Origin of the sequence: Peptacetobacter sp. (assembly GCF_029264495.1) — a bacterium.
Lineage (GTDB): Bacteria > Bacillota > Clostridia > Peptostreptococcales > Peptostreptococcaceae > Peptacetobacter.
In genome coordinates this window covers 1-4,390 of the sequence record NZ_JARIBH010000017.1, presented here as the reverse complement: position 1 = coordinate 4,390, position 4,390 = coordinate 1, and the positions used below count along the sequence as shown (strand labels likewise).

At 23.6% G+C, this 4,390-nt stretch carries 2 protein-coding genes; both read left to right on the top strand.

Annotated features, from left to right (window positions below):
• The first annotated feature begins 837 nt into the window (after window positions 1-837).
• Entirely contained in the window at window positions 838-2,898 is a 2,061-nt protein-coding gene (locus tag Q1J78_RS01295) for a cell wall-binding repeat-containing protein (RefSeq protein ID WP_300276695.1), read from the top strand.
• A 1,014-nt stretch (window positions 2,899-3,912) separates the two neighbouring features.
• Window positions 3,913-4,390 (top strand): stalk domain-containing protein (locus Q1J78_RS01290; RefSeq protein ID WP_300276692.1); only part of this gene is annotated, 478 nt, incomplete at its 3' end.

Below are 4,390 nucleotides of genomic sequence, written 5' to 3'. Positions count from 1 at the left end.
GTAAGGCACATGACTCTGACTCCTGTATGCATAGGTTCGAATCCTATATCCCCAGCCAGTTTAAATACTCTATCCTTAGGATAGAGTATTTTTTAGTGAATCTAGCTACTAGAACTTAGATAAACTACAAAACAACTAAAAACACTTAATTAAGAAAAGAATAGAGCTTTAAAATAAAGCTAGGTTTCATTAGAGAGGACTATTGATTAATCAATAGTCCTTTTTTCATATTTATAATCCAAAGTGAATATGAAAATTAATTAAAGTAGATAATAAAATGAATAGAAATATATATGTAACAAGAGAAAAGAAGAAAAAATAATCATTAATATTATTAATTAAAAATATAATAATAATTAAATAAATGCTATAAAATAAAAAAAGAGTTATTAGAAGTTAGAATGAAATTAACAAATGAAAATCAAATAAAAATATTCTAAATAAATTCATATTGAAAATAAAAATAAATAATTATAAAAAATTATAAAAAATTATATAAAGATAAAATTTACTTATCGTTTCAAATTGCTGTTTTCTATTAAAAAATTGTATTTCTTTTTATAAGAATACAATATACATAAATATTCGTATACTATGAATATTATATGAATAATATAAATAATAATTTTTAATTTATTAAATAAAATAAAATAAAATTATTATATTTTAATAAATATTAAAATATATATTTATTTAATAATACAAAGAAATGATATTGTTATTATATTATCTTTAAGATAGACTATATTGCGTGGAAGGAAATAGCACTTATTTTTTAAGTGCAAGAAAAGAAATGAAAAGAGATGTAATAATTAAAGTAGAATGGAGGAAATGATAATGAATAAGAAAAAATTATCAGTAGTAATGGCAGGAACTATGCTAGCTACAACAGCAGTGCCTGTAATGGCAGAATCGACAAATTCTATAAACACAGATATGTCTTCTAAAGATTTAGGATTACTTATTAGAAAAGTAAGAGAAACTTTAGAGTCTAAAAAGTTTACAGATGATAAAAGAAATGGTGATTTAGCAGGAGATTCTATTTACTATATTAAAATAGATGGAATAGAGTCAAAAGAAATATCATCAGCAACTAAAACAGGTGGAATGGCTTTACAGACAGCATTACAGAATGTTTTAGGAAATTTAAAATCAGGACAAGTTGTTCAGATATGTTCAAGAGGTTTTATAACAGAAGGAACAGGAACAAATGAAAAAGTATATGCAAATACTTTAAAAGAAAAATATGATTCATCAGATATGTCAGATGTTTTAAAAACAAAAATAACTTCTGGAATACAAGGAAACACTAATATAATAGCAAATCCAAAAACTGATATAACTGTAGATCAGAATCAGTCTATAACTATAAAATTAGCTACTAATTCAGGTGCAGGAACAAGTATAGTTATAAAACCAGGAGATAAAATACTTGATTTTACTAGTTATATAGATACAAATGGTAATTCAGCTCAAATAACTAAAACTACACCAGCAAAAGCATCAGATTTTTGTGGATTTGTAAATATGCCAGAAAGTGGATTAACTGATTATGTAGATATAGCTGATAAAGTTGTTGAAGATATAAAGATAATTGGTGAAAATAATACTTATAATACATCAGATTTATATGATGGACTTATGTTAACAACTAAAGGACATGAATTATTATCATTAATAGAATCAACATCTAAAGATGGATTAAAAGCAAATGTATCATATAAAACATTAACAGGATTAAATATATCTACAGCAAATTATAATCTTCCACAGTCAACTGATAAAACATATGGATTCGATGTTAATATAACAGATAAATTTGGGAATGTAACTACATATACAATAAAGGGTAGTAAAAAAGAAACTCAAACTTTATTAAATTGGTTATATAATAAAGATGCAAAAGTAGATATATTAGCAGGGGAAGATAGATATGAAACAGCTGTAACAGTAGCAAAAGAATATGCTAATAAGAATACAGCTTTCGTAAATGGTACAGGGAATATAGTTATGGTAAATGGAAATTCATTAGTAGATGGACTTTCAGCATCACCATTAGCAGCAAAATTAAATGCACCAATGCTATTAACAAAAACAGATACTATACCAAAAGCAACAGCAGACTATATAAAAGAATTAGCAGCTAATGCAAAAATAGGAGATTTAAAAGGAATAACTATAAATCTTGTAGGTGGAAATAGTGTTATATCTAAAGGATTAGAAAGAGAATTAAAATCTTATGGATTTACAGTTAAAAGATTCAGTGGTGAAGATAGAGAAGCAACTTCTTTAAAAGTAGCATCAGCAATAGGGAATACAGATAGTGCGTTTGTAGTAGGCGCAAATGGAGAAGCAGATGCAATGTCAATAGCTTCAGTAGCATCGAGTTCTAAAATATCTGCGTCAGGAAATGCTATAAATCCGATAATAGTGTCAGGAGTACATGGTATATCAGAAAATGCATTAGATACATTAAATGGTAAAGATGTAACAATAGTAGGGGGAAAATCTGTTGTTTCTGATGAAGACTTTAATGATATAAAAGATGCAGTAGGTAAAAATGGATCAGCATATAGATTAGCAGGAGAAAATAGAAAAGAAACTAATGCAAAGGTAATAAATAAATATTATAAAAATGCATTTGGTGCAAATAACGATATCTTAGTTGCTAAAGATGGTATGCATAATAAAATGGGGTTAGTAGATGCATTAACAGTTTCTAATTTAGCAGCATTAAATAATTCTCCTATAGTATTAGCTACAGATAGTTTAAGTAATTCACAGGTGAATGCTATAGAATTAAATGCAAAACAAGCAGATGGATTATACCAAGTTGGTTATGGTGTAAGTACAAATGTAGTTAAAACATTAGCTAGTTGTTTAGGATTAGCTAAATAATATTAAAATAACAAGTGTTATACAAATAATAATTGTATAATGAAATAAATTATAGATTAAAATTAGATAAATAAATCAAATAACAAATAGACAGAATAAAAATAAATTCAATAAAAATAAAATATATTCATACTTAGGATAATATTAAAACATTCATACTCAAATAATATTAGAATAAAATATAGATATAAAAATAGATATAAAATATAAATTAATTAAAGAAATTAAATAAAAATATATATTTATACTTGCTATATATTTATATAGCAAGTATAAATAGGTAAGTATTTAAAGTTAAAAATTTTAAAATTGAATTGTAATGCTAAAGATATGTTTTTGGCATTACTACTGATAATTTTTATTATTTATTTATGCTTCATTGTTCTTTATTTTTATTTATTTTCATTTAAGTATATACCGTTTTCTTTTTTTAAAACTTTTTCTTTTTTAATCTCTTTTTATATATAGATATATTATGTATTAAAAAAGAATAAAACCTTCACAATTTCTTTTTTTAGGCAGGTAACCTTATTCTACAAAGGGTTACCTGCTCTTTTTATTTACGTAAAAAAATTTAGATAATATTAGAAAAATAATTTATATTATTATTGAAAGGATAAGTGCTATAAGGTATAATATAGGTAAGGAATTATATATTTAATTGTGTTCATAATTTCGATTCCGTACCCTCAAACGGATATATCGAATATGAATTTATACATTATTATTTTTAGATATCTTTTATAGATAGTGGGGAAATAGGTGCATATTTATATGCACCTATTTCATTTTAAAAGATAATAGGAGTGTAGTTTAAAATATAATAAGATAAACTTTTGATTTTATATATAAATTGATGATAATATATAATATAAAGTAGTCAATAAAAGGAGAGTGTTTTTTATAAATAGTATAAAAAAATATTTAAAAAAATTTAATTCTGCTAAAAATATAAATAAATTATTAATAATTTCATTTTCAATTATAATGTGCTTTGTTATTTATTTAGGAATAATGCAGTACAAAGAAGCAAAAAGAATTGATGAATATAAAAATGCAAAAATAAATCAACAATTATACATAAATAATAAAAAATTTAATCCTATAAATAATTATAAAATAAGAAATAATATAATTTTTTTACCTTTAGATGATGTTATAAAAGCACTTGGAGAAAAGGTGGATTATGAACAAAAATCTTTTGGAAAAATTATTTTAAATTATCAGGGAACTGTATATGAATTGAAGAAAGGTTCTAATATTGTTTACAATAAAAATACAAAAGAAGAGTATAAATTAGATGGAAGAATTGAAATTATGAACGGAAAGTTATATGCTCCATTAGAATTTATTGAAAATTGTATGTATGTAAATGTGTTGGAGTTATCAGGAAATAGAGTTTTTATAGATAGTTTTAAAAATAAATTTAATTATGATTGGATAAATGATAATAAATATATAGCACATGCTATGGGTGGAATAGATAAAAGAG